The following is a 23,578-nucleotide window of genomic DNA, read 5'->3' on the forward strand; positions in this document are numbered from 1 at the left end:
GAGAGTTCTCCAGACGGTTACGGGCGGTGCACAGGGGTGCGCGACGCACGAGGGCGCGCGGCACACGGGGACTGTGGGGACAACGCGGTCATCCAAATTTGGATGACTCCACGCTAGCCGGTTCTTCAAATTTGGACAACCGGTAGACTGTGACACTGTGGCCGACCCTTCCGCCCCCGCTGACCTGCCCGAACGCGAGCCGTCGGGCGACGGTGAGCTGCTGCCCGCCCCGCTGCGGGCCTGGATGCGTCTCCTGGCGGCGGCCGGGGCGATCGAGCAGCAACTGCGCACCCGCGTCAAGGACACCCTCGACGTCTCGCACGACGAGTTCCTGGTGTTGTGCCTGCTGGCCGACCAGCCCGGATCCAGCCTGCGGATGACCCAGATCGCGGAACTGCTGGGCCGCCCCAAGACGCGGCTGACCTATCAGGTGGCGTGTCTGCAGCACGCGGGACTGATCACACGGCGCTCGGCGTGCGGCGACCGGCGCGGTATCGAGGTGGCCCTCACGGACAAGGCGCGTCTGCTGCTGCGCGAGTCCACGGGCCCGCTGGCCGATGCCGTCTCGCAGGCCATCGCGCAGACGGCCTGCGCGCAGCGCTACGAGGAACTGCACGACTTGCTGCCGCCCTCGCCGCATCCCGGTGCGGACTCCGGGCAGGTCGAGGGTGGCGACGCGTCCCCCGAGGGGCCGGGGAAGTAGCCCCTCAGGGGACGGACCGGCGGATCAGAACCCGGGGAAGACGCGTCGCAGGTCATCCAGGGTGAGGCTGTCGCCCTTGAGGGTCACCTCGTTCGGGGTGTGGGCGGCGGCATGGCGGCCGGTGACGAGCCGCAGCCACCACTCGGCCGGTGCGCTCAGGACGGCGTCGGGCTCGGCCGGCTCGTCGGTGAGCGCGACCGCGTCCACCAGGTCGAGCCCGAACGCGCGCCGAGGAGCGGTGGTGTGGACCGCGAGGCGAACCTGCCGCCCGCCGAGGGCCTCGACCTTGCCGAGGAAGCCGATGAGCAGTCCGGCCTGGTCGAGGAGCGGCTCGACCGCGGCGGGCGCCAGGACCGCCGTACGGTCGAAGGCCACCTCCACGTCCCAGGTGTGGTGGGTGAACTCGCCGAGCCGCAGACCCGCCACCGTCGCGACGTCCACGGGCGCGGGCAGGAAGCCGAGGTCGACCCGGAGTTCGGCACGGGCCCGCGGGTCGAGAGACTCGTACCCGCGCACCAGCGCCTCGTTGGCGGTCACGAAACTCTCGGCGCGCTCGACCGGGGACATCGCGTCCCAGCGCGCCCACACCGACTTGTTGAAGTCGCCGTCCTTGGGCCCGGTGCCGTTCAGCGCGCCCTCCAGGGAGGCGAGGCCGATCTCCGCGCCGCTGCCCAGGTGGCTGAGGACCTGGGACACGTCCCACTCCGACGCCCCGGACGGCCGGGTGAGGTCGGCGGTGGCGAGCCCGTGCACCACGGCGGTCAGGTAGTCGTGTCCGCCGCGCAGGGCGTCGATGGTCTGGTCGGCACGGTCGTTCATGTCTCAACTCCGTTGGCGTGGAAACGGTTTGTGTCGGTACGGAGGGATCAGGGGTTCACACCGCGGTCTGGAAGGACCGCTTGGAGAAGCCCATCATGAAGCCCTCGACAGTGGCGTGCACCGCCCGGTCGGCACTTCGCCCTTCGTCAGCATCGCGCGGGTGAGGAAGGGCGCGAGCCGGGCGCCGAGTTCGAGGAGGCGGCCGGGGTCGTGGGTGGGCAGGCCGAGCTGGAGCACCGGGATGTCACCCAAGGGGTACATGGCCATCAGCGGCACCCATGCTCCGTGGTCGAGGCCGCGGGAGGGGTGCTCGTACAGCGAATCGCCGTCCGGCATGGTCCCGGCCACGCGGTGCGCGAGGGCCACGCTGGGACCTGGCTCGCGGCAGCGCGTCGATCAGGAACCGGTCGTACGCTCCGGCGGCCACCTCGGGATCAAGGAGGGAGTTCATGCCGGTCCTTACATGAGTGAGGGTGCTCCGGCCTGCGGGGTGAGGTCCATTAACTTGAACATTCAACTTTGACCCTAGGTCATCCCACTTGAGACGTCAACCAAACGGCCGCGGACGGTGACGCCGGGGGCCCGAAGAAGGGCGCCGTACGCGATCGGAAGTAGTCCGAACTCCGTATGCGGGATCGGACGCCGGTCGGACGCGGTGGCCGACGGGCTTCACTAGGGTCGGCCACAGTCCACGGTCAGGTGCAGCTCAGCGGTGGACCGTCCGGAGTTCGGGCTGCCGCCGAAGGAGTCCACCGCGTGTCGCACCATCCCTCCACCCCCTCGCCCCGCGACCGGATCACCGGCCCCCACCCCGCCCGGCACACCGCGTTGCTCCTGCTGCGCGGGTACACCGACGGCGACGCGCGGGCCGTCGCCTCGGCCCTGGACACCCTGGACGATTCCGCCCTCGACGACACGTACACCTACCTCTGTGCCGTCATGGACGTCACCCTGCGCCTCACCCTGACCGCCCAGCCCGCGGCCCGTGATGTGGGCCGGGCCGCCGAACAGGCGGCCACGGCGGCTCCCCCGCACTACGAGTTCGCCTTCGGGCAGGCGGTCCGGGCCTGGGCGGCGGGCGACACGCAGGCCCTGACACGCACCGCCGACGCGGACCTCCCGGGGGCCGTGCATCTGCTGGCCGTGATGACCGTGGCCCTGGGCGTCTCCGTCCTCGACCACGACGGCCTGAACGCCCTGCTCGACTGCCTCCCGGAGGACCCGCGCTGATCGCGACCACCGCCTGATCGGCGCTCCCCGGTCGGCGTCATCCGGTCAGCGCCACCCGAACCACACCGTCCACCCCATGGCGGCCGCCCCTTCAAGGCGGCCGTCCGCTCAACGGCGCTCGCCCGTTCAACGGCGGCCGTCCGTTCAACGGCGGCCGTCCGATCAAGGGCGACCGCCCCCGTGGCGCCGCGCCGACTCGTTCTCCTGGGCCATGCGGCGCAGCGCCATCAGCGCGGGTTCGAGCAGGACCGTGAGCAGCAGCGCACGCTCGGCCAGTTCCAGCGGGTCGTCGATCCCGTCCAACTGGTCGAGGTCGAGCACCGCGGTGTGTTCGGCCAGCCGGGCGTACGGCACGAGCGCACCCCGGTCGAGCGGGACCCCCAGGCCGCGCAGCGAGCCCAGCGTCTCGGCCAGAGCCACCCGCGCGGGCGCCGAGTCGTGGACGTCCCAGCCCAACTCCTCTACGAGCCCGTCGACTTCGGCCCGTCCGGTGGAGTCCTCCGCGGAGTCCTCGAAGGGCCCGATCGAACCGAGGGCGAGACCGAGCAGGCGATGGGTGTCTCCGGTGTGCTCCGCCAGGGCTCCCAGGACCTCCCGGGTGGTGCTGACGGACAGCCCCCGTACGCCGGTCAGCGCGCGGATCAGGCGCAGCCTGCGCAGATGGTGCCCGTCGTACTCGGCCTGGGTCGCCGACCGTTGCCGGCCGGCCGGGAGCAGCCCCTCGCGGAGGTAGTACTTGATCGTCGTGACGGAGACGCCACTGAGGCGGCTCAGCTCGGAGATACGCATCGGGTCGGCTCCGCTCTGGTCATTGGATACCTCTACTGTCTAACATGGATAGCGGAGGTATCCAATGGGCGCTCCCCTGGGCCTCCGTCCGTTGGGCGCGCCCTGGGGCCTCCGTCCGTCGTCCTGCCTCTGTGGAAGAAGGCGCCACCGTGCCCACGCTCCCCTGGACCACCGTCAACGCACCCGCACCGGACTCCCGGGCGTTCGTCATGGCCTCGCGCTTCGAGGTCCGTTCCTTCCGTGACGTACCGCGTTTCTTCCTGCGGTCCCTGGCCGCGTGGAAGCAGGTGAAGACCGCACCCGGCGCCTACGGCGCCACGCTCGTCGCCCAGCCGCTCAAGCGCACCTTCTGGACGCTGTCGGCCTGGGAGGACAAGCGGGCCCTCTACACCTACGCGAAGACCGAACCGCACCGCTCGATCATGACCGGGCTGCGGTCCACGACGAGCGGCTCGGTCTTCACGTTCTGGGAGCTTCCGGCCTCGCAACTCCCCCTCGACTGGGCGGACGCCCGACGACGGCTCGCCGAGCAGGAGCACGCCGATGCCACCGGCGAGCGCGGACCTTCGGGCACCGGACCCGGCACCGCCTGACACTGCCCCGGCTCCTCCCCACCCTTCCCCGCCTCTCCCCCCGACCAACTCTTCATCGCCCAACTCTTCATCGCCCAAGGAGACGTACCGTCATGACGCTGTCCGAGCAGGACCCGGCCCTGGACGACCCTTCGGTCGCCCCGGCGCGCGAGCCACGAAGGGTGCCGCTGTGGCTCGCGATCGTCGCGTGCAGCGTGCCCATGTTCATGGTCGCGCTGGACAACCTCGTCGTCTCCACGGCGCTGCGCACCCTGGCCGTGGATCTGGAGGCGTCCACCCAGCAGCTCCAGTGGTTCGTCAACGCGTATGTGCTCAGCTTCGCCTGTCTGCTGATGACGGGTGCCGCCCTGGGCGACCGGTTCGGGCGCCGGCGGGTCTTCGTGATCGGCATCGTCGTCTTCACCCTGGCCTCCGCCGGCTGCGGACTGGCCGACAGCAGCGCGCAGTTGATCGCCTACCGCGCCGTCCAGGGCTTCGGTGCCGCGGCCGTGATGCCGCTGTCGCTGACCCTGCTCTCCCAGGCCGTGCCGGAGCGGCTGCGCGGCCTCGCCCTCGGTCTGTGGTCGGGCATCAGCGGGCTGGCGGTGGCGATGGGCCCGGTGGTCGGCGGCGCGGTGGTCGACGGGCTGGACTGGCGATGGATCTTCTGGATCAACGTGCCGGTGGGCGTCGTGGCCGTACCCCTCATCCTGCTCACCCTGCGCGAGAGTTCACTTCCGGGCGTCCGCCTCGACCTGGTCGGGATGGTGCTGGCCGCCGCCGGACTGTGCGCCGTGGTGTGGGGCATCGTGCACGGCGACACGGACGGCTGGACGTCGGCGAAGGTGCTGGGGGCGTTCCTGGGGGGCGCGGTGCTCCTCGCCGTCTTCGTGGCCTGGGAGGCACGGGTTCCCGAGCCGATGCTGCCGCTCTCGTTCTACCGGGTACGGGCCTTCACCCTGACCAACGTCGTCTCCGCGGCGATGTACTTCGGCGTCTTCGGTTCGCTGTTCCTGCTCGCCCAGTACCTCCAGATCGTGCCGCAGCGCACACCGTTCGAGGCCGGAGTGCGCACCCTGGCCTGGACCCTGATGCCCATGTTCGTCGCCCCCGTCGCCGGACTGCTCTCCGACCGGGTGGGCGGCGGCAGGCTGATGGCCCTCGGGCTCTTCCTCCAGGGCGTGGGTCTCGGCTGGATCAACGTGGTCGCGGACATCGACACCCCGTACTCCTCCCTCGTCGCCCCGATGATCGTCGCCGGTGTCGGTATGGGTCTCGTGTTCGCCCCGACGGCCGCGGTCGTCCTCGGGTCGGTCAGCAAGGAGCACGCAGGCAAGGCCTCCGGCGCCAACACCACCGTCCGCGAGATCGGCGGCGCCCTCGGTATCGCGGTCCTCAGCTCGGCCTTCGTCGCCCACGGCGGCATGGGCACGCCCCAGCGGTTCATCGACGGTCTGCACCCGGCGGTGTGGGTCGGCGTCGCGGTCGTCCTCGTGGGCGCGGTGTGCGCGCTGGCCATCCCGCGCGGACCGCGACCGGAGGGGGCGGGCGCGTGAACTCCGCTCCGCGCGGCGCTGAGCAGGAGGCGCGGTGCCCCCGCGGCGTTCCGTGCGCGGCGCGTCGCTGACCGCCGCGCCGCCGCAGCCTCCATCCTGGGCGGGTGCGGGCGCCCGTACCCGCCCACGCAGGTCCCGCGCCGCACCCACCCACGGAGAGCCATGGCCGCCGACAGCACGCCCCCCGCCGACGACTCCCGCGTCCGGGCAAGCGCCGCCGCGCTCCTGCGTCGGCCGAAGCTGTGGCTGGTGCCGACCGTGCTGTGCGGGCTGCTGGCGTTCCTGCTGTCAATGCTCTACATGGGCGGCATCGTGAACCCGAACGGGGAACTGCACGGCCTGCCCATCGGCATCGTCAACGCCGACCAGGGCAGACCGCTGCCCGGGCAGACCACGAACCTCGGCACACAGGTCACCCGCTCCCTCACCGCCGACACCTCCGGCAAGGCCGACTGGCAACCCCTCACCCGCGCCGAGGCCCAGGACAGACTGGCCTCCGGCAAGATCTACGGCGCCCTGGTCGTCCCCGCCGACTTCACGACCACCACCGCCACCCTCACCACCGCGAACGCCACCACCCGGCCCACCCTGACCGTGCTCACCAACCCCGGCATGGGCAGTCTCGGCTCCTCCCTCGCGAGCCGGATCACCCAACAGGCCGCGCAGCAGGCCTCCCTGGCCATCGGCATGCAACTGATGGATTCCCCCGCCACCGCGGGGGCCGACGCCACCACCCGCCTCGTGCTCGCCGACCCCGTCGCCGTCGCCACCCAGGTCGGCCACCCGATCGGCGAGCACAGCGGTCTGGGACTGAGCGCGTTCTACTACACCCTGCTTCTCGTCCTCGCCGGGTTCCTCGGCGGCAACGTCATCAGCAACGGCGTCGACACCGCCCTCGGTTACGCCGACAACGAGATCGGGCCCTGGCACGCCCGCCGCCCCACCGTGCCCATCAGCCGCACCCAGACGCTGCTGCTGAAGATGGTCATGACCGCGGGGATCACCCTCCTGACCACCACACTGGTCATGATCGCCACCGTCGGGATCCTCGGCATGGACGCCTCGCACCTCCCGCTGCTGTGGATCTACTCCTACTGCGCGTCACTGGCCGTCGGCCTGGGCGTGCAGGCCATCAACGCCGCCTTCGGGGGCATCGGCCAGCTCGTCTCCATGTTCGTGTTCATCGTCCTGGGCCTGCCCTCCTCCGGTTCCACCGTCCCCCTCGAAGCCGTCCCGGGCTTCTACCGTTTCCTGAGCCTCTTCGAACCCATGCGGCAACTCAGTGTCGGCGTCCGCGCCATCCTCTTCTTCGACGCCCGCGCCGACGCCGGCCTCACCCGCTCCTGGATCATGATCGCCGTCGGCGCCGCCGTCGCCCTCCTCTTCGGCCTCACCATGACCCGCTACTACGACCGCAAGGGCCTGCACCGCTTCACCCCCCAGCCCTCCGACTGATCGCGCAGAGGACATCACGCGAGAGGGGAGACCACACCCTGGGAGCGGGACCTCGTCAAGGCCCGGTCGTGGCCCTCCTCCCCTCCGGCGTCGCAGCCCACGGCCAGGGGAAGCAGGGCCAGGCTCCCGGCGACCGCACACGGACCCGTCGTGCTTGGACCGGATCCTGTCGAGGTCGGTGTCCACCAGCGCCGCCCGTAACCATCCGCCGCAGCCGCGCGTGTTCGGGATCGTCCATCGTGATGAAGCTGATGGAGCGCTCCCCGGCGACGGGACCGTGGCTCCGCGGAAGCCGTACGGACGGGATCAGTCGCGGCAGATCTCACCCCGCTGCCGGCGCGGGCAGGGTGTGATCGGTGCCAGCCACAGCGCGACGACGGCATCGGTCAGGCCGAGTGCGGTGTCGTGCCAACTGGACCGTGGCGTGGGGGTGTTGTCGGCGAGGGCGCGCTCGCGCTCGGCGCACATGTGCACCATCAGCTCCCGCGCCATGTCACTGCGCTCGGCGTGCACCTCGACCGGCAGGTCGGAAAGGCACCGGTGCAGCCGTTCCAGGACCATCCGCAGCGACGGGGAGCTGAGGGTCTCGTCGATCACGATCCGGCGCAGCGCCGGGTCGGTCATCACCTGCGCGGTGAAACGGGCGTACCAGGACGGCCGGCCGAGCTCGGCCAGATGTTCGGTGAGGGGGCGCACCAGGCAGGCCACCCAGTCCCGGATGTCGGCGTTCTCCTCGTCGATCTCGGCGAGCAGCCGCAGGCGCACCTGCTCGATCCGTACGAAGTGCTTGCGCACGATCGCCCGCACCAGGTCGGCCCTGGTGCCGAAGTGATAGCCGACCGCGGCGTTGTTGCCCTGCCCCGCGGCCTCGCTGACCTGGCGGTTGGAGACCGCGTACACCCCTTGCTCGGCGTAAAGTCGCTCCGCCGCGGTCAGGATCGACCCCCGTGTCGCACTGACCTGTTCGGCCCGTACGGTTCTGGCCGCCATGGCCGGTCACCACCTCACCGGGACTTCGCGCAGCCCTCCGACGACCAGTCCCTCGAGCCGTCGCAGTTCCTCGACCGGAACGGCCAGGTCGAGCGAGGGAAGCCTACGCAGCAGTACGTCGAGGACGGCTCCCAGCTCGGTTCGGGCCAGCGCCTGTCCGAGGCAGGAGTGCGGGCCGACGCCGAACGCCAGATGGGTGTTCGGGGTGCGGTCGAGGATCATCTCCCCGGCGTCCTCGAAGGCGGTCTCGTCCCGGTTCGCGGCGGCCATGCTGCACAGCACGGTGGTGCCCTTGGGCAGTACCGTGTCGCCGACCTCGGTCTCCTCGCCGATGTAACGCGGCATGCCAAGTCCCGGGTTGGCGTCCATGCGCAGCGCCTCCTCGACCGCGGGGCGCACCAACGAGGGGTCCGCGAGCAGCCGCTCCCAGTGCCGCCGGTCGGCCAGCAGCATGGCGACCATCTTCCCGATCATGTTCGCCGTGGTCTCGTGCCCGGCGACCAGCAGGCCCTGGCCGGTGTACACCAACTCCTGCTGGGTGAGCCGGTATCCGGTCGGGTCGGTGGCCGTGAGGAGGTCACTGAGCAGGTCGTCGCCCGGGTGCGCCCGTTTGGCGGCGACATGGGCGGTCATGTAGGCGACGAACTCGGCCTGTGCCGCGTCGATCTCCGCCTGCCCGTACTTGGTGAGGTTGAGCAGGGTGTCCGACCAGTAGGAGAACCGGTCCCGGTCCTCGTCGGGGACGCCGAGCAGATCGCAGATCACCCACACCGGCAGTGGAAAGGCCAAGTGGGCCTTCAGGTCGGCGGGTTGGCCGTGCTCCACCATGGTGTCGAGGAGCCTCTCGGCCATCGCCTCCATCCCCGGGCGCAGCGCGGCCGTCCGCTTGGCGGTGAACCACTTGCTCACCGTCCGCCGCCAGCGCCGGTGGGCCTCGCCGGTCTGCGGCATGGCGTTGGACATCTCGTCGTTGAAGGCCCCGCCCGATTCGGTGGCGGAGATCCGGGCGGCGTCGTCGGCGTTCAGCAGGCGGCTGAAGCGCGGATCGGACAGCACCTGTCTGACGTCCGCGTAGCGGGTCAGCAGGGACGCCTCGTCGCCGCTGGGCAGCGTCACGCGCGCCACCGGGCACCGCTGTCGCAGTCTCGCCCATTCCTCGGGGGGTCCCAGCGGTGTCGCGCCGGGGATCGGATAGGTCAACGTCGGCTCGTCGTCATATACGTCCATCGCGGTCTCCTCCGTCTCCTCCGATTCAGCCGTCTCCACACGATCAGGCAACCCCGGCCAGTAATCTAAGTCAAGCAGCTGCTTTAAAATCTGGCCATCGCAGCACCCAGACGGAGGCTCCGCCATGTCCGAGGCCCTTGCCCACCCCTCCGGCTCCGGGACGAGCGGTCCGCCACGGCCGGACACCGTCGTGGCGGTGCTGGCCTTCGCCGGGATCGTCGTCTCGCTGATGCAGACCCTGGTGATCCCCCTGGTCCCGGAGCTTCCGGGGTACCTGGGCGCCTCGGCCTCGGACACCACGTGGGCGATCACGGCCACCCTGCTCGCGGGCGCCGTCGCGACCCCGGTGGTGGGGCGTCTCGGTGACATGTACGGCAAGCGGCGGATGCTCCTGGCGAGCCTCGCCATGCTGGTGGCCGGATCCACCGTGTGCGCGCTCAGCGACAGTCTGGCCCCGATGGTCGTCGGACGGACCCTGCAGGGCCTGTCGGCCGGTGTGATCGCGCTCGGGATCAGCATCATGCGCGACGAACTGCCGCCCGAGCGGCTCGGCGGGGCGACCGCGATGATGAGCGCCTCGCTGGGCATCGGTGCCGCGCTCGGTCTGCCCGCGGCCGCGTTCCTCGCCGACCACGCGGACTGGCACCTGCTGTTCTGGACCGCGGCGGGCTTCGGCGTGGTGGCGGCCGTGCTCGTCGTGACGCTCGTACCGGAGTCGTCCGCGCGCACCGGCGGACGCTTCGACCTGGTGGGCGCGGCCGGGCTGTCGGCCGCGCTGCTGTGTCTGCTGCTGGCGATCTCCAAGGGGGCCGACTGGGGCTGGGCGAGCGCCACGACCGTCGCCCTGTTCACGGTGGCCGTCGCCGTGCTGCTGGTGTGGGGCCGCTGGGAGCTGCGTGCGCGGCAGCCGCTGGTGGACCTGCGGACCACCGCGCGGCGTCAGGTGCTGTTCACCAATCTCGCCTCCGCCGTGTTCGGCTTCTCGATGTTCGCGATGGCCCTGGTGCTGCCGCAGCTCCTGCAACTGCCGAAGGCCACCGGCTACGGCCTCGGGCAGTCGATGATGGTCGTCGGCCTGGTCATGGCGCCCAACGGCCTGGTGATGATGGCCACGGCGCCGCTGTCCGCGCGGATCTCCAGGACCAAGGGGCCCAAGGTCACGCTGATGCTCGGCGCCCTCGTGGTCGCCGCCGGCTACGGACTCAGCGTCACGATGATGTCCGCCATCTGGCAGCTCGTCCTCGTCTCCAGCATCATCGGGGCCGGCGTCGGGCTCGCCTACGGCGCGATGCCCTCGCTCGTCATGGGGGCCGTACCCGTCTCCGAGACCGCCGCGGCCAACAGCCTCAACACACTCATGCGGTCCATCGGCACGTCGGTCTCCAGCGCGGTCGCGGGTGTCACCCTGGCCCAGCTGACCACCACGTTCGGCTCCGTGGCCCTGCCCTCCGAGAACGCCTTCCGGGTGGTCATGGCCATCGGTTCCGGCGCCGCCCTGGTCGCCTTCGGCTTCGCCGCCTGCCTGCCCCGCCGAAGCCCGCTCGCCGGCACCCCGTCGGCGCCGGTGACCGGGGATCCGTCCACGCCCGCGGACACTTCCGAGGGCACTTCCGAGGGGACTTCCGCGGGGACTTCCGCGGGGACTTCGACGGGCACTTCGGCGGACACTTCGGCGGGTACGGCCGTGGAGACGAGGCCGTAGGCCGCGGGCCGACGGGGCCCGCACGGCGACGCGCGGGCCCTCGTGCGGGCGGTGCTCAGAACGACGGTTCGCCGTGGACGACTTCCTTGGCATCGGCGTCCGTCGCCCATGCCCACGCCCGTATCGCCTCGTGCCAGCTGGTGCCGGTGGCAATGGACTGCCGCCAGGGACGCATGGCCTTCGGCGGCATCCCGACCGCGAGGGCTCCCGCCAGCCGGTCACCGGTGCGGTAGATGGCCAGGAACCGACGCTCGCTCATCTCGCCCTCCACCACGACGGTCTCGTCGTGCCCGCGCAGATGACCGAACGCCTGCACCTTCATGTCGTACTGGTCCGACCAGAAGTACGGCATCGGGGCGAAGGGCCTGCGGGCCTCGGGGTGAAGCAGGTTGTAGGCGGCGGTGACGCCCTGCTCGGCGGCATTGGTCCGATGCTCGATCCGCATCGACGTACCGAACAGCGGGTTGTACCAACGGGCGACGTCCCCCGCCCCGTACACCCCCGGCCCGGCCGCGCAGAACTGGTCGCACACCAGGCCGTCGGCCACCTTGAGGCCGCTGCCCTCGAGCCACCCGGTGTTCGGCACACACCCGATCGTGACCAACACCTCGTCGGCGTCGACGAGTTCACCGCCCGCGAGCCGCACACCGTCCTCCGTCACCTCGGTGACGGTCACACCGGTCCGCAGATCGACGCCGTGCTCCAGGTGGGCCGCCGAGAACACCCGCCCGACCTCCTCGCCCACCGCGTGCGCCAGCGGAACCGGGGCCGGTTCGAGGAGTGTGACCTCCGTGCCCATGCCGCGCGCCACGGCGGCGGCCTCCGCACCGAGGAACCCGGCACCGACGATCACGAGTCGCCGCCCGTGCCCCAGCCGTTCCCGCAGGGCGAGCGCGTCGTCCACCGTGCGCAGTACGTGCGCGCCCTCGCCGGGGAGCCTGCGCGGGCGTACCCCGGTGGCCACGATCAGACCGTCGTACGCCAGTCGCGTGCCGTCGGCCAGCAGGACCGTACGAGCGGCCGCGTCGAGAGCCGTCGCGGCGACCCCCAGCCGCAGATCGAGATCGAGCCCGTCCAACTCCGCCTGCGCGCGCAGCGCCAGCCGCTCGGGCTCCCACTGTGCGCCGAGGACCTGCTTCGACAGCGGCGGCCGATCGTAGGGCGCGTGCGGCTCCTCACCGACCAGGGTGAGCGTGCCGTCGTACCCCTCCCCGCGCAGGGTCTCCACCGCCGCGAGCCCGGCGGCCGAGGCGCCGACGACCAGAATCCGCCTCGTCTGTCCAACAGCCGGATCACCACGCCTTTGTGTGTCGGCCATGTCACTCCTCGGTCGTGGGTTCCGGCCTCGACCAGGGGCCGGAACAAGGTGGTCGAAGACCCGGTTGTGGACCTGGTTGTGGATCTGGTTGAGCCCAGGCAACCGAACCGGGCTGACGCCCTCCGGCCTTTTCCCTGACTTCAAGCTGACGTGACCGAGGTCACACGGTCACAGTGCCTCACAGGGTGGCGCGGCCTAACCAGTAGCCGAAGCCCCGGCGGGTGTGGATGAGGGCCGGTTCCTCCTGGTTCACCTTGCGTCGAAGGCGGGACACGAGCTTCTCGATCGCGTTCTCGGCGCGGACCTCACCCCAGACGTGGCGGCTGATCTGGTTCTTCGAGAACACCTGTTCCGCGTTGACCAGCAGATGCCGCAACAGCCGGTACTCGGCGGGGGTCAGATCGAGCGCCCGCTGTCCGCGCCGCGCCTGACAGGCCGCGTCGTCGAGAACCAGGTCGCCGTAGCGCGGCGAGCCGTCCCCGCGCCCCGCGCCCCTGCCGCGCAGCAGTACCTGCGCCCGGGCCAGCACCTCGACGATCCGGAAGGGCTTGGTGACGTAGTCCACTTCGCCCAGGCCCAGATCGGGGATGAGACTGCCGAGGGAGTCGCACTCGGTCAGGAACAGCACGGGCGGTGGCCCGGTGGGCGTGAGCCGGTGTCTGCGGGGGACGCCGCCCAAGTCGGTCAACGTCGTGTCGAGGACCACCAGGTCGAAGCGATGCTCGGAGAGCCGGGCCGCCAACTCGGCGCCGTCGGCGGCGACTTCGACGTGATAGCCCGCCAGTTCCAGTGTGGTCGAGAGCAGTTCGGTGATTTCGGGGCCATCGGCGACCACGAGGACATGCTGACCCTGCCCACGCACCGGCGACCGCCGCTCACTCACGTATCCGTACATGGAAAGACCATTCGTGTAGGGCCGGACTTCACGCGGGAGCGGCACCGAGCGACGAGAGGGGTGCGGTCGGAGGTCTGCGCCGGGTCAGCCAGGCGGCGGGGGCGGTACTTCGGACGCGTGCGGGTGAGGGGAACGGCGCACTCACGGGGACTCCTCCGCGGGTCGCCGCGGGCGGGGGGTGCGGTGGCCGTTGGCGGTTCGGCGGGGTGCAACGGTCGCTGTCGAACGGTGCGGCGGGCCCTGCGAGTTGCCGCTGAGCGGGTTGGCTGCGCGTGATGCCGAGCGGTCGAACGGGGCGGGGTGTGCCGGGCGGTCGCGGGGGTGGGGTGCTGCCGGGCGGTCGTCGAGGTCGAGGAGCGCGCACCTGGGCTGTTGGTCGCGCCGGGGGTGGGGTGCCGTGCGGCTGAGTTGTCGGTCGCGCCGGACGCGGTGCGGTCGAGCGGCTGAGTTGTCGGTCGCATCGGGCGCGGGGTGTCGAGCGGCTGAACTGTCGGTCGCGCCGGACGCGGTGCGGTCGTGCGGTCGAGCTGAGGTCGCGCTGTGGAACGGCCCGCTCGGGGTTGCCCCCTGGGCACTGCCCTTCCGTTCGTTCGGACAGACCCGTCGCACCCCCTCCCCACCTCAGGCCCGGTGGCCTTCGGCCTGGCCGAGCCGAGCAGGTCACTCCCCTTCGCCCGGACCGGGGAGCCTGTGTTCCACACCGGACCCACCGTGGGATCAGGCCGGGCGGGCAGCCCCGGCCGGCTCCCGGGGGGTCTCCTCGTCCTCGATGGCGTAGGAGAGGAAGTCGTCCACCATCCGGTGGAACAGGGTGGCGAGCTGCTGCAACTCCTGCGGCGACCAGTCCGCCAGAGCCATCTGCATACCCCGCGTACTCGCCTCGCGGATGCGGTGGACCGCCTCCTCGCCTGCCGGGGTGATCTGAATGCGCTGCGCACGACGATCGTCGGGGTCCGGAACCCGGGTCACGAGACCGGCCTTCTGCAGCTGCTGCACCTGACGGGTGACGTGGGACGCCTCCACGGCCAGCCGGGCCGCCAGCTCGCCGGGGCGCATGGGCTCGGAGTCGGCGATCTGCCGCAGCAGCGCCGTCGCGGCACGGTCCAGCGCCACTCCGGCCAGCGCCATCAGCCGATCGTGCTGGCGGATCCCTCTGGCCAGGTAGGTGATGCGGCTCAGGGCGCGCTCGATCTCCAGCGTGGCGGTCGATACGGGGACGTCTGCGGGCGGCGGTGTGGGCATGGGTCCAGTCTAGCGTCTGATTGCCTGAGTCAAGTAACTTAGCAAACCATTTGCTTGACTCAAGTACTTCACATATGCTTGCCTGACTCAAGTAAGCCAGTAGCCGGGGGCTGACACACAGACCGAGGCCCCCTCCAGCGGAGGCGACCTCGCCGCGCCGAACCCGTGGGGACGGGGGACGGCGCAGTCCCGGGCCCGGCGGCCGGTTCACTCCCTCGTCCACCGCCGGGCCCGAGGGCACCGACCCGCGCCACCTCTCCCCTGTCCGGCGAGGTCGTCGCTGATCCGACCGGGTCGCGAACCGCGCGCACCGGTCACGGCCCGTCCGAGCCGGAAGCAAGCAACTGTCGCAGCGTCTTCAGAAAGCGAATCCCTCCATGGCCACCATGAAGTCCGTACAGACCGGCCCCGTCAACGCCATCGACATCGTCGAGGTCGAGCGCCCGGTACCCGGTCCCAAGGACGTCCTCATACGCATCCGCGCCTGTGGCATCTGTGGAACCGACACCTTCTTCCTGCACATCGGCGGCGCGCCCTTCGGCCCCGACGGCTCCATGGTCTCCATCCCCCTCGGTCACGAGCCCGCGGGCGAGATCGTCGAGGTCGGCGCCGAGGTCGAGGACCTGAAGGTGGGCGACCGTGTGGTGGTCAACCCCCAGGCCGCCCCCTCCGGCATCATCGGCTGCGGCGGCAGGTTCGGCGCCCTGGCCGAGTACCTCCTCATCGAGAACGCCGAGATCGGCAGGAGCGTCGCCGTCTTCCCCGGGACCGTTCCCTTCGACGTCGCGGCCCTCAACGAGCCCATGGCCGTCGCCCGTCACTGCGTCAACCGGTCCGGGGCCGAGCCGGCCGACAAGGTCGTGATCTTCGGTGCCGGGCCGATCGGTCTCGGCGCGGCGATCTGGCTGAAGCTGCGGGGGGTCCAGCACGTCACGGTCGCCGACGTCATCCCCGAGCGCCTGGAGACCGCGCTCGCCGTGGGTGCCGACGCCGTCATCAACTCCGCCGAGGAGAACGTGACCGAGCGGCTGACCGAGCTGCACGGCCACGCCGCGAACGCGCTCGGGCAGCCCCGTCCCGACACCGACATCTACATCGACGCGGCCGGTGTCGCCGCCGTCATCAACACCACGGTCGAGTCGGCGAAGTGGGGAGCCAAGCTGGTCATGGTGGCCGTGCAGAAGAAGTCCGACGCGGTCGATCTCGGCGGGATGCTCCGCAGTGAGCTGACGCTCATCGCCTCGCAGGGCTACCCCACCGAGATCTTCGAGGTCACCCCCGAACTCGTCGAGCACCACGAGCGCTTCGCCAAGCTCATCAGCCACCGCGTTCCCTTCGGTGACGCCAAGCACGCCTTCGAGCTCGCGCTGACGCCGGGTGCGGCGGAGAAGGTCGTCGTGACCTTCGACGACGAGCGGTAGTCCCGGGGAGCCTGTCGGGTGGGACGAACTACTTCCGGTTCCTTCCGACTACTTCCGGCTCCTTCCTATCGACGCGGGGCCCAGCAGGAGGTTGGGGTCGGTGGACGTGGTGTAGGCGGCGCTGAGCACGTAGAGCGTGCCGTGGCGCAGCGCGACGGAGGTCGGGTTCTGCAGGCCGTCGGCGGCGGTGAGTACGGTCGACGAGGTGCCGTCGCGGCGGATGCGTACGACGGTGTTGGGGCCGTTGAGCGCGGCCAGGATCTCGTCGCCGCGGCCGGTGAAGGCGAAGTCGTCGATGCCGGTGAGATCCGTCGCCCGGGTCCGGACGGGGCCGGGCCCGCCGCCCGGCCCGAACGGAATGCGCAGCACGGTGCCCCGGTCGAGGTTGGTCGCCCACAGCGCGTTGCCGTGGATCTTCAGACCGTTGACGCCGAGGAAGCCGGTCGCGGCGAGTTCGGGAGCGGCGGACCAGGTGGCCGGTTCGCTGCCGGTCGAGCCCTTCGTGGGGACGGTGTAGATCTTCCCCAGTACGGAGTCGGCGACGTGGAGCCTGCCGCGGTGTTCGTCCAGCACCAGTCCGTTGGGCAGGCCGTCCGCGGGGAGGGCGGCGATGCGCTGCGGGGTGCCACCCGGGCGCAGTCGCCACAGGCCGGTCAGGTCCGAAGTGCCGGTGGCGTAGAGGAAGTACAGGGTTCCGTCGTGGGCCCGGGCGATGCCGGTGGTCAGGGCGAAGCCGAGGACCGGGGTGTGCACTCCGCCGTCGGCCGGGGCCGGCAGGGTGGCCAGGACGCGGGTCGTGCCCGCCATGCTGACGGCGGCCACCTGCCGGGCGGCAGCGAAGGTGACGTCGGCCGTGCCGTCGGGCTCCAGCGCGATGTTCTCGGGCATCTGCCCCCGTGCCAGGTCGAAGTGAGCGGCGATACGGGGCTTCGCGAGCGGCCCGGTGGAGGCCCCCGCGGGGGACGCGGTGAGGGCGGTCACGGCGGTCATTGCGGCGGCCGCGACCATGGAGGCGAGTGCGGTCAGTTTCCGTGCGGTCGGTTTGGTTCTCATGTTTCTTTCGCTGTTTCCTTCGCGATGGTTTTCGGGCGCACGACGGACGGGCCGACCGCCGCCGTGCTGTGGGTGAGGAGGGTCATGGCGGCCCGGGACGGCGAGTCGGCCTCGGTGGTCGCGACGACGACGTACTGGCCCTGTTCGGTGTGCAGCGTCTGCTGGGTGACGTCCATGGCGCCGACCAGCGGATGCCGCATCGCGTAGACCGCGACGTCGCTGGTCTTGACCCGGTGGTCGGCCCACATCGCCGCGAACTCGGCGCTGTTGAGGGTCAGTTCACCGACGAGGGAGGCGAGTGCCGGGTCGTCGGGGTACTGCCCGGACGCCAGGCGCAACGTGCCCACGACGGCCCTGGCCTTGGCCGGCCAGTCCGCGTACAGATCGCGGGTGTGGGCGTCGAGGAACACCAGCCGGGCCATGTTGGGACGCTCACCCGGCCGGTCCGGGCCGTCCGGGTCGAGGTGTCCGGCGTACAGCGCGTGCCCGGCGCGGTTCCACGCCAGTACGTCGCTGTGCCGGCCCGTCACCACCACGGGCACCTCCGGGAGCACGCCCAGGAGTTGGGCGACCGCGGGTGAGACCCGTTCCGGCGCCGGACGGCGCGTCCGGGGCCGGCGTCGGGCAGCGGCGGACAGCTCCCGCAGGTGCCGTCGTTCGGCCTCGCTCAGCCGCAGTGCCTGGGCGATCGCCTCCAGGACGTCCGGGGAGGCCTGGGACTGCCCCTGCTCCAGCCGCGCGTAGTACGACTCGCTCACCCCGGCGAGCCGGGCCAGTTCCTCGCGCCGCAGCCCCGGCACGCGACGGCGTTCGCCGTACGTCACCACGCCGAGGTCCTCGGGCCGCAGCTGCGAGCGGCGCGCCCGCAGGAACTCACCCAGCTGTCGTTTTCCGTCCATGCGCCGAGTATTGGGCTCCCCCGCGAGGGCCAACCACACCCTGATCGGGATACCCGAGGGCTCAGCGCTCCGTGAAGGTCACCTCGGCCGTGGCGTGCGCGGGATCCCGGTGGGTGGCGACGGACAGGTCGGCACGGTCGTCGCGGGGCGTCCCTCGGGCCAGCAGGTGTTCGCCGGCGAAGACGGGGCTGCGCAGCCGGTAGGACAGAGAAAGGACCTGCCGGGAGGGGGCGTCGCGGCGGACCAGTTCCAGCATCAGGAGGGCCAGGAGCGGGCCGTGCACGACGAGCCCGGGATAGCCCTCGACGTCCCGGGCGTACGGCGTGTCGTAGTGGATGCGGTGGGCGTTCGCGGTGAGCGCGCTGAACCGGAACAGCAGGGGCGGGTCGGGGTGCAGCGGAAGGTGCCAGTGGCCGTCCGGCCGGGGAGTCGCCGAGGGGTCGGGCGCCGCCCGGGTGTGGGGGGTCGAGGTGCGGCCGGAACGGTAGACGATGTCCTGTTCCTCGACGAGACAGGTACGGCCGCGCTGGCGGAGTTCGTGGCGCTGGGTCACGAAGAGGAGTTCGCCGCTCCTGCCCCGCTTGGTGGTCACGGCCCCCAGGCTGCTGACGCGCTCGGCGCGCTCGCCGAGGCGCAGCGGCTCGTCGACCGTGCACCGCCCTCCGGCGACCATCCGCTGCCGGTCGGGGACCGGCGGGAGGAAGTGCCCGTGCCGGGGGTGGCCGTCGGCTCCGAGGTCCCGCTGGGCCGGCCAGCGCAGGAAGTAGAGCCAGTGCCACAGGGGCGGCAGGGGGTCGCCGGTGGTGGCGACGGGCGCGGGCTCGTCCAGGAGGGCCGACAGCGCGGCGACGGGGGCGGCGTGCAGGTCGTCCACGTCGGTGACCGCCTCGGGGGCCCACGACTCCACGTAGGAGCGGAGCGGGCCTGGGGTGCGCTGCATTCCTCCATCATGTGCGCTGAGAACGCGTATCCGTCTCCGGTATGGAGCCATCACGGCTTGCTATTTCACCGAGGCCTCCATGAGCGACCATGATGGCATCACGGCCGCGTCGCCGCGGTCTCCCGGCCAGCCTCTGGAGGTCGCCCCATGACCGAGCTCTCCGAAGCGCTTCCGCTCTCCGGCATCACCGTCGTCAGCGTCGAGCAGGCGGTGGCGGCGCCCTACGCCACCCGTCAGCTGGCCGATCTCGGCGCCCGGGTGATCAAGGTGGAGCGCCCGGGAGGCGGCGACTTCGCCCGTCGCTACGACACCACCGTGCACGGCGAGTCCAGCTACTTCGTATGGCTCAACCGCTCCAAGGAGTCCCTGACCCTGGACCTGAAGTCGGCCCGGGGCCGGGACGTCCTGGAGCGACTGCTCGCCGGTGCCGACGTCTTCGTACAGAACCTGGCGCCGGGCGCGGCCACCCGGCTCGGGCTGGACTCCCCGGCGTTGCGGGAGCGGTACCCGTCTCTGATCCCGTGCACCATCTCCGGATACGGGACCAGCGGGCCCTGGGCCGATCGCAAGGCGTACGACCTGCTCGTGCAGTGCCAGACCGGGCTGGTCTCCCTGACGGGGAACGAGCACGGGTCGGCCCGGACCGGGGTGTCGATCGCCGACATCGCGGCCGGGATGTACGCCTATTCGGGCGTCCTCACCGCCCTGTTCACGCGCGCCACCACGGGAGTCGCCCGCGCGGTGGAGGTCTCGCTGTTCGAGGCGCTGGCGGAGTGGATGGGGCAGCCGGCGTACTACACGCGCCACGGCGGCACCCAGCCGCCACGGCTCGGCACCCAGCACGCCACCATCGCCCCGTACGGCGCCTACCCCGCGGCCGACGGCAAGGACGTGCTCTTCTCGATCCAGAACGAGCGCGAATGGGCCGCGCTGTGCGAGCGGTTCCTGGGGCGCCCGGAGCTCGTCGACGACCCGCGTTTCGCCACCGGCTCGGACCGCGTGTCCCACCGGGAGGAGCTGAACGCGATCGTGGCCGCGCGGTTCCGCGCGCTGGACAGTCAGGAGGCGATGAAGCTGCTGGACGCGGCGGGGATCGCCAACTCCGGTGTGAACACGGTCGAGGAGTTCCTCACCCACCCCGTACTCGAGGAGCGCCACCGCTGGCAGGACGTACGACTGCCCGGGGGCGCGGGGCCCGTGCCCGCGCTGCTGCCGCCCGTCGACCTGGCCGGGGTCACTCCCCGTATGGACGCCGTTCCCGCCGTCGGCGAGCACACCGACACGATCCTGGCCGCGCTGGGACACAGCGCGGCCGACATCGCCGCCCTCCGGGCCGACGGCGTCGTCTGAATGCGCGGCCCGGCGCTTCCTCTCCCCCTCTCCGCGCGCGTCCCCAAGGAGCGGCACAGCATGAGCACCCTCGACGTCCTGTCCGAGGACGAGCGGCTCGTCGTCGCCGTCGTGCGCGAGTTCGTCGACAAGGACGTCAAGCCGGTAGTCCGGGAACTCGAACACGCCAACACCTATCCCGAAGCCCTGATCGAGCGGATGAAGAAGCTCGGGATCTTCGGGCTCGCCGTCCCCGAGGAGTACGGCGGCACACCCGTCTCCACCTCCTGTTATGTGCTCGTCACGGAGGAGCTCGCCCGCGGCTGGATGAGCCTGGCGGGCGCCATGGGCGGCCACACCGTGGTGGCCAAGCTGCTGCTGCGGTTCGGCACCGAGGAGCAGAAGCGCCGCTGGCTGCCGCGGCTGGCCACCGGTGAGGTCCGGGCGATGGCCCTGACCGAACCCGGCGGCGGGTCCGACCTCCAGGCGATACGTACTCTCGCCCGCAGGACCGCGGACGGCTACGTGGTCAACGGCTCGAAGACGTGGATCACCAATGCGCGGCGGTCCGGGCTGATCGCCCTGCTGTGCAAGACCGATCCGGACGCCACCCCCGCCCACCGGGGCATCTCCGTCCTCCTCGTCGAGCACGGCCCCGGGCTCACCGTCTCGCGCGACCTTCCGAAGCTCGGCTACAAGGGCGTCGAGAGCTGCGAGTTGTCCTTCGAGGACCACCGCGCCCCGGCCGACGCCGTCCTGGGCGGAGTCGAGGGCCAGGGGTTCGCCCAGATGATGAAGGGGCTGGAGACCGGGCGGCTCCAGGTCGCCGCCCGCGCCCTCGGCGTCGGCCGGGCGGCCCTGGAGGACTCGCTCGCGTACGCACAGGAACGGGAGTCCTTCGGCAAGCCCATCTGGCAGCACCAGTCGATCGGCAACTACCTCGCGGACATGGCCACGTCCCTCTCCGCCGCGCGCCACCTCACCCTGCACGCCGCACGCGAGGCCGACGCCGGCCGGCGCGTGGACATGGAGGCGGGCATGGCCAAGCTGTTCGCCTCGGAGACCGCCATGCAGATCGCCCTCAACGCCGTGCGCATCCACGGGGGTTACGGCTACTCGACCGAGTTCGACGTGGAGCGCTACTTCCGGGACGCCCCGCTGATGATCGTCGGCGAGGGCACCAACGAGATCCAGCGGAACGTGATCGTGCGCCAGCTCGTCGAGCGGGGTGGGCTGGAGTCCTGAGCCGGTCCCGCCCCGCTCGCGAGCCGGTCAGGGCAGGTCCCGGTCCGCCGCCTCCAGCGCCGCCAGGTCACGCGCCGCGAAGCGGAGGTGCTCGCCCCTACTCGATGGCGTCGAGGAGGGCGAGCGCGCGCCGGGTGAGCAGGGTGGCGGCGTGCTCGTCGTACGACGGCAGGCTGTTGTCGGCGAACAGGTGCTGCTTGCCGGGGTAGAGGAACAGTTCGGCGGCTTCGGGGGCCGACTCGACAAGCGCGCGGGCCGCGTCGAGGTCGCCCTCGCCGGCGAAGTACTCGTCCGCCTCCATGCCGTGGATCTGGACCGGGACCTGCCGCGGCCAGTCGCCGCCGAACTCCGAGGCCGGGACGCAGGAGTGGAACAGCAGCGCGCCCTTCGCGCCGGTCCGGTTCTGGGCGAGGTACTGCGCCGGCAGGACACCCAGCGAGAAACCGGCGTACACCAGCTCGGCGGGCAGCTCGGCCGCGGCGGCCCGGCCGCGCTCGACGAGGGTGCCGAACCCGATGCCCTGGGCGTGCGCGCCGCCCTCCTCCAGGTTCTCGAAGACCCGCCCTTCGTACAGATCCGGCACGTGGACGGCGTGTCCGGCTCCCCTGAGCGACTCGGCGAACGCGTGCACGCCGGACGTCAGTCCCTGCGCGTGGTGGAACAGCAGTACGTCAGCCATGTCGGCCCCCTCCGTCGGCGCGCAGCCCAGGTGACTCCGCGGGACCGAGTATGGACCGGGGCACTGACATCGCCCGGCGGTCGCCGCGCACCCACGCCAAACACCTCGTCCGGTGGGCGGGCGTGGTGTTCGGCGGGCGCCCGGAGCAAGGCATTCCGCATTCCGCCCATCGGATGCGCGCCGCGACGGCGGAGTGCTCCTTTGCCGAAGTGCACGCCCCCTGAGCGCACTTGTCCCTGTTGATCCACGACGGGTTAGGTAAGCACCATGCTGCTGACCGGCAGCTGACGTGGGGAGAGGTGGTTGTGATGTCAGCTGCTGTGGTCTGTGGGATCGGCACGTGTCTGCCGGAGCGTGTCGTCAGCAATGACGACCTGGCGGCCCGGCTGGACACCTCGGACGCCTGGATCCGTTCCCGAACCGGCATCGCACGGCGCCGGATCGTGGAGCCGGGCACCAGTACCGGTGATCTCGCGGTGGCCGCGGGACAGGCCGCACTGGACTCCGCGGGGCACGGCGCCGACTTCGTCTTGCTGGCGACGACGACCCCGGACCGTCCCTGCCCCGCGACGGCGCCCGAGGTGGCGCATCGCCTCGGGCTCGGCGAGGTACCGGCGATGGACGTCTCGGCGGTCTGCTCGGGATTCGTGTACGCGGTCACGGTGGCGAGATCCCTGGTGGCGTCCGGGACCTGCGCCCGCCCGCTGGTGATCGGCGCCGAGGTGTACACGTCGATCATCGACCCGCTCGACCGGGACACCGCGGTGATCTTCGGCGACGGGGCCGGGGCGGTCGTGCTGCGTGAGGGCGGGGCCGCGGAGTCGGGAGCGCTGCGCGCCGTCGACCTCGGCAGTGACGGCTCGGGCGGCGAACTGATCACGGTGGTCGCGGGCGGCTCCCGCCGTCCCCGTGCCGACGTCGAACTCCCGCGCTCCCAACGGTACTTCCGGATGCAGGGTCGTACGGTGTACCGGCACGCGGTGCACCGGATGACCGCCTCCTCGCGGCTCGCGCTGGAGCGGGCCGGCTGGTCGCCGACGTCGGTGCGTGCCTTCGTCGGCCATCAGGCCAACCAGCGGATCCTCGACGCCGTGGGCGACCGGCTCGGCATCGGCGCCCCGCACCGCTTCGGGAACATCGCCGAGGTCGGCAACACCGCCGCCGCCTCCATCCCCCTCGCCCTCGCGGACACCGCCGCACGTGACCTCGTACGGCCCGGCGAGCGCAGCCTGCTCACCGCCTTCGGCGGGGGCCTGACCTGGGGTTCCATCGCCCTGTCATGGCCGGCCGCGGTGCCGGTCCAGCGGCACCTGCCGGTCCCCGCCGCGCGCCGGCCGGCCATGGTCCCGGCTCCGGCGTCGGTACCCTGTCAGAACGGACCGCGGCCGTGACACCCGTCGGCCACCCGAGTGGATCGGTCGGATCGGATGAGTAGTCGTACTCATGCCCACTCGCGGACGCAGCCGCCATCGTGATGTCCACGCCCCTCCGGCACCCACACGGAGAACGGAGAG

General features: G+C 71.5%; 22 protein-coding genes. 10 read left to right on the plus strand and 12 right to left on the minus strand.

Annotated features, from left to right (window positions below; genetic code table 11):
• The first annotated feature begins 157 nt into the window (after nt 1–157).
• The gene (locus tag AQJ27_RS04310) at nt 158–703 is read left to right on the plus strand and encodes a MarR family winged helix-turn-helix transcriptional regulator (protein WP_235613387.1); all 546 of its coding nucleotides are present in this window, start codon (nt 158–160) and stop codon (nt 701–703) included.
• A 24-nt stretch (nt 704–727) separates the two neighbouring features.
• Here AQJ27_RS04310 and AQJ27_RS04315 read toward each other — a convergent pair whose 3' ends face one another.
• On the minus strand, nt 728–1,522 hold the full coding sequence (locus tag AQJ27_RS04315) for a maleylpyruvate isomerase family mycothiol-dependent enzyme (RefSeq protein ID WP_067361758.1): 795 nt from the start codon (nt 1,520–1,522) through the stop codon (nt 728–730).
• Between the two features lie 93 nt (nt 1,523–1,615).
• Nucleotides 1,616–1,888: a DODA-type extradiol aromatic ring-opening family dioxygenase gene (locus AQJ27_RS60755; RefSeq protein WP_067361761.1), complete on the minus strand. Its 273-nt coding sequence runs from the start codon at nt 1,886–1,888 to the stop codon at nt 1,616–1,618.
• 390 nt (nt 1,889–2,278) lie between these two features.
• Between AQJ27_RS60755 and AQJ27_RS04325 the strand changes: the two genes are divergently transcribed.
• The gene (locus AQJ27_RS04325; protein WP_079064766.1) at nt 2,279–2,752 is read left to right on the plus strand and encodes a hypothetical protein; all 474 of its coding nucleotides are present in this window, start codon (nt 2,279–2,281) and stop codon (nt 2,750–2,752) included.
• 162 nt (nt 2,753–2,914) lie between these two features.
• On the opposite strand, the gene AQJ27_RS04330 is transcribed toward AQJ27_RS04325, so the two are convergent.
• Complete coding sequence (locus tag AQJ27_RS04330; RefSeq protein ID WP_067361764.1) at nt 2,915–3,541, minus strand: MerR family transcriptional regulator; 627 nt, start codon at nt 3,539–3,541, stop codon at nt 2,915–2,917.
• Between the two features lie 149 nt (nt 3,542–3,690).
• On the opposite strand from AQJ27_RS04330, the gene AQJ27_RS04335 reads away from it, so the two are divergent.
• The 3 genes from AQJ27_RS04335 to AQJ27_RS04345 all read left to right on the plus strand — a co-directional run bounded on the left by AQJ27_RS04335 (nt 3,691) and on the right by AQJ27_RS04345 (nt 7,124).
• Nucleotides 3,691–4,134, plus strand: coding sequence for a DUF3291 domain-containing protein (locus AQJ27_RS04335; protein WP_067361766.1), 444 nt, complete (start codon nt 3,691–3,693; stop codon nt 4,132–4,134).
• Between the two features lie 92 nt (nt 4,135–4,226).
• Nucleotides 4,227–5,669 carry an MFS transporter gene (locus AQJ27_RS04340; RefSeq protein ID WP_067361770.1) on the plus strand — a complete coding sequence of 481 codons (1,443 nt, stop codon included), beginning with the start codon at nt 4,227–4,229 and terminating at the stop codon, nt 5,667–5,669.
• A gap of 162 nt (nt 5,670–5,831) precedes the next feature.
• Complete coding sequence (locus tag AQJ27_RS04345; RefSeq protein WP_067361772.1) at nt 5,832–7,124, plus strand: YhgE/Pip domain-containing protein; 1,293 nt, start codon at nt 5,832–5,834, stop codon at nt 7,122–7,124.
• A gap of 306 nt (nt 7,125–7,430) precedes the next feature.
• On the opposite strand, the gene AQJ27_RS04350 is transcribed toward AQJ27_RS04345, so the two are convergent.
• Nucleotides 7,431–8,114 carry a TetR/AcrR family transcriptional regulator gene (locus tag AQJ27_RS04350; protein ID WP_067361775.1) on the minus strand — a complete coding sequence of 228 codons (684 nt, stop codon included), beginning with the start codon at nt 8,112–8,114 and terminating at the stop codon, nt 7,431–7,433.
• 6 nt (nt 8,115–8,120) lie between these two features.
• Nucleotides 8,121–9,341, minus strand: a complete 1,221-nt coding sequence (locus AQJ27_RS04355) for a cytochrome P450 (protein WP_067362765.1) — start codon at nt 9,339–9,341, stop codon at nt 8,121–8,123.
• Nucleotides 9,342–9,465: 124 nt separating this feature from the next.
• Between AQJ27_RS04355 and AQJ27_RS04360 the strand changes: the two genes are divergently transcribed.
• Nucleotides 9,466–11,043, plus strand: coding sequence for an MFS transporter (locus tag AQJ27_RS04360; protein ID WP_079064767.1), 1,578 nt, complete (start codon nt 9,466–9,468; stop codon nt 11,041–11,043).
• A gap of 55 nt (nt 11,044–11,098) precedes the next feature.
• On the opposite strand, the gene AQJ27_RS04365 is transcribed toward AQJ27_RS04360, so the two are convergent.
• The 3 genes from AQJ27_RS04365 to AQJ27_RS04375 all read right to left on the minus strand — a co-directional run bounded on the left by AQJ27_RS04365 (nt 11,099) and on the right by AQJ27_RS04375 (nt 14,498).
• On the minus strand, nt 11,099–12,361 hold the full coding sequence (locus AQJ27_RS04365; RefSeq protein ID WP_079064768.1) for an NAD(P)/FAD-dependent oxidoreductase: 1,263 nt from the start codon (nt 12,359–12,361) through the stop codon (nt 11,099–11,101).
• 178 nt (nt 12,362–12,539) lie between these two features.
• Nucleotides 12,540–13,256, minus strand: coding sequence for a response regulator transcription factor (locus AQJ27_RS04370; protein WP_067361777.1), 717 nt, complete (start codon nt 13,254–13,256; stop codon nt 12,540–12,542).
• Between the two features lie 717 nt (nt 13,257–13,973).
• A complete protein-coding gene (locus AQJ27_RS04375; protein WP_067361780.1) occupies nt 13,974–14,498 on the minus strand; it encodes a MarR family winged helix-turn-helix transcriptional regulator in 525 nt (174 codons plus the stop codon).
• Nucleotides 14,499–14,875: 377 nt separating this feature from the next.
• Here AQJ27_RS04375 and AQJ27_RS04380 point away from each other — a divergent pair, with 377 nt between their 5' ends.
• Entirely contained in the window at nt 14,876–15,919 is a 1,044-nt protein-coding gene (locus AQJ27_RS04380) for a zinc-dependent alcohol dehydrogenase (protein ID WP_067361782.1), read from the plus strand.
• 48 nt (nt 15,920–15,967) lie between these two features.
• Here AQJ27_RS04380 and AQJ27_RS04385 read toward each other — a convergent pair whose 3' ends face one another.
• From AQJ27_RS04385 to AQJ27_RS04395, 3 genes are all read right to left on the minus strand, one after another.
• Nucleotides 15,968–16,972, minus strand: a complete 1,005-nt coding sequence (locus AQJ27_RS04385; RefSeq protein WP_067361786.1) for an SMP-30/gluconolactonase/LRE family protein — start codon at nt 16,970–16,972, stop codon at nt 15,968–15,970.
• On the minus strand, nt 16,969–17,871 hold the full coding sequence (locus tag AQJ27_RS04390) for a helix-turn-helix domain-containing protein (RefSeq protein ID WP_067361789.1): 903 nt from the start codon (nt 17,869–17,871) through the stop codon (nt 16,969–16,971). The genes AQJ27_RS04385 and AQJ27_RS04390 overlap by 4 nt, the downstream gene beginning before the upstream one ends.
• Before the next feature lie 61 nt (nt 17,872–17,932).
• Complete coding sequence (locus AQJ27_RS04395; protein WP_067361792.1) at nt 17,933–18,811, minus strand: HTD2 family dehydratase; 879 nt, start codon at nt 18,809–18,811, stop codon at nt 17,933–17,935.
• A 147-nt stretch (nt 18,812–18,958) separates the two neighbouring features.
• Here AQJ27_RS04395 and AQJ27_RS04400 point away from each other — a divergent pair, with 147 nt between their 5' ends.
• Together AQJ27_RS04400 and AQJ27_RS04405 are read left to right on the plus strand one after the other, a co-directional pair.
• The gene (locus AQJ27_RS04400; RefSeq protein ID WP_067361795.1) at nt 18,959–20,161 is read left to right on the plus strand and encodes a CaiB/BaiF CoA transferase family protein; all 1,203 of its coding nucleotides are present in this window, start codon (nt 18,959–18,961) and stop codon (nt 20,159–20,161) included.
• 60 nt (nt 20,162–20,221) lie between these two features.
• A complete protein-coding gene (locus tag AQJ27_RS04405) occupies nt 20,222–21,385 on the plus strand; it encodes an acyl-CoA dehydrogenase family protein (protein ID WP_067361798.1) in 1,164 nt (387 codons plus the stop codon).
• Nucleotides 21,386–21,482: 97 nt separating this feature from the next.
• Here the strand turns inward: AQJ27_RS04405 and AQJ27_RS04410 are convergent, their stop codons facing one another.
• Nucleotides 21,483–22,064, minus strand: coding sequence for a dienelactone hydrolase family protein (locus AQJ27_RS04410; RefSeq protein WP_067361801.1), 582 nt, complete (start codon nt 22,062–22,064; stop codon nt 21,483–21,485).
• A 308-nt stretch (nt 22,065–22,372) separates the two neighbouring features.
• Here AQJ27_RS04410 and AQJ27_RS04415 point away from each other — a divergent pair, with 308 nt between their 5' ends.
• Complete coding sequence (locus AQJ27_RS04415; protein ID WP_079064769.1) at nt 22,373–23,455, plus strand: beta-ketoacyl-ACP synthase III; 1,083 nt, start codon at nt 22,373–22,375, stop codon at nt 23,453–23,455.
• Nucleotides 23,456–23,578: the final 123 nt, after the last annotated feature.

It is taken from the genome of Streptomyces olivochromogenes, assembly GCF_001514115.1.
Classification (GTDB): domain Bacteria; phylum Actinomycetota; class Actinomycetes; order Streptomycetales; family Streptomycetaceae; genus Streptomyces; species Streptomyces olivochromogenes.

Bases quoted from the DNA above. Each gene is read 5' to 3' on its own strand.
- AQJ27_RS04315 (WP_067361758.1), bottom strand. From the start codon at position 1,522: ATGAACGACCGTGCCGACCAGACCATCGACGCCCTGCGCGGCGGACAC.
- AQJ27_RS04330 (WP_067361764.1), bottom strand. From the start codon at position 3,541: ATGCGTATCTCCGAGCTGAGCCGCCTCAGTGGCGTCTCCGTCACGACG.
- AQJ27_RS04340 (WP_067361770.1), top strand. From the start codon at position 4,227: ATGACGCTGTCCGAGCAGGACCCGGCCCTGGACGACCCTTCGGTCGCC.
- AQJ27_RS04345 (WP_067361772.1), top strand. From the start codon at position 5,832: ATGGCCGCCGACAGCACGCCCCCCGCCGACGACTCCCGCGTCCGGGCA.
- AQJ27_RS04350 (WP_067361775.1), bottom strand. From the start codon at position 8,114: ATGGCGGCCAGAACCGTACGGGCCGAACAGGTCAGTGCGACACGGGGG.
- AQJ27_RS04355 (WP_067362765.1), bottom strand. From the start codon at position 9,341: ATGGACGTATATGACGACGAGCCGACGTTGACCTATCCGATCCCCGGC.
- AQJ27_RS04360 (WP_079064767.1), top strand. From the start codon at position 9,466: ATGTCCGAGGCCCTTGCCCACCCCTCCGGCTCCGGGACGAGCGGTCCG.
- AQJ27_RS04365 (WP_079064768.1), bottom strand. From the start codon at position 12,361: ATGGCCGACACACAAAGGCGTGGTGATCCGGCTGTTGGACAGACGAGG.
- AQJ27_RS04370 (WP_067361777.1), bottom strand. From the start codon at position 13,256: ATGTACGGATACGTGAGTGAGCGGCGGTCGCCGGTGCGTGGGCAGGGT.
- AQJ27_RS04375 (WP_067361780.1), bottom strand. From the start codon at position 14,498: ATGCCCACACCGCCGCCCGCAGACGTCCCCGTATCGACCGCCACGCTG.
- AQJ27_RS04380 (WP_067361782.1), top strand. From the start codon at position 14,876: ATGGCCACCATGAAGTCCGTACAGACCGGCCCCGTCAACGCCATCGAC.
- AQJ27_RS04385 (WP_067361786.1), bottom strand. From the start codon at position 16,972: ATGAGAACCAAACCGACCGCACGGAAACTGACCGCACTCGCCTCCATG.
- AQJ27_RS04390 (WP_067361789.1), bottom strand. From the start codon at position 17,871: ATGGACGGAAAACGACAGCTGGGTGAGTTCCTGCGGGCGCGCCGCTCG.
- AQJ27_RS04395 (WP_067361792.1), bottom strand. From the start codon at position 18,811: ATGCAGCGCACCCCAGGCCCGCTCCGCTCCTACGTGGAGTCGTGGGCC.
- AQJ27_RS04400 (WP_067361795.1), top strand. From the start codon at position 18,959: ATGACCGAGCTCTCCGAAGCGCTTCCGCTCTCCGGCATCACCGTCGTC.
- AQJ27_RS04405 (WP_067361798.1), top strand. From the start codon at position 20,222: ATGAGCACCCTCGACGTCCTGTCCGAGGACGAGCGGCTCGTCGTCGCC.
- AQJ27_RS04410 (WP_067361801.1), bottom strand. From the start codon at position 22,064: ATGGCTGACGTACTGCTGTTCCACCACGCGCAGGGACTGACGTCCGGC.
- AQJ27_RS04415 (WP_079064769.1), top strand. From the start codon at position 22,373: ATGTCAGCTGCTGTGGTCTGTGGGATCGGCACGTGTCTGCCGGAGCGT.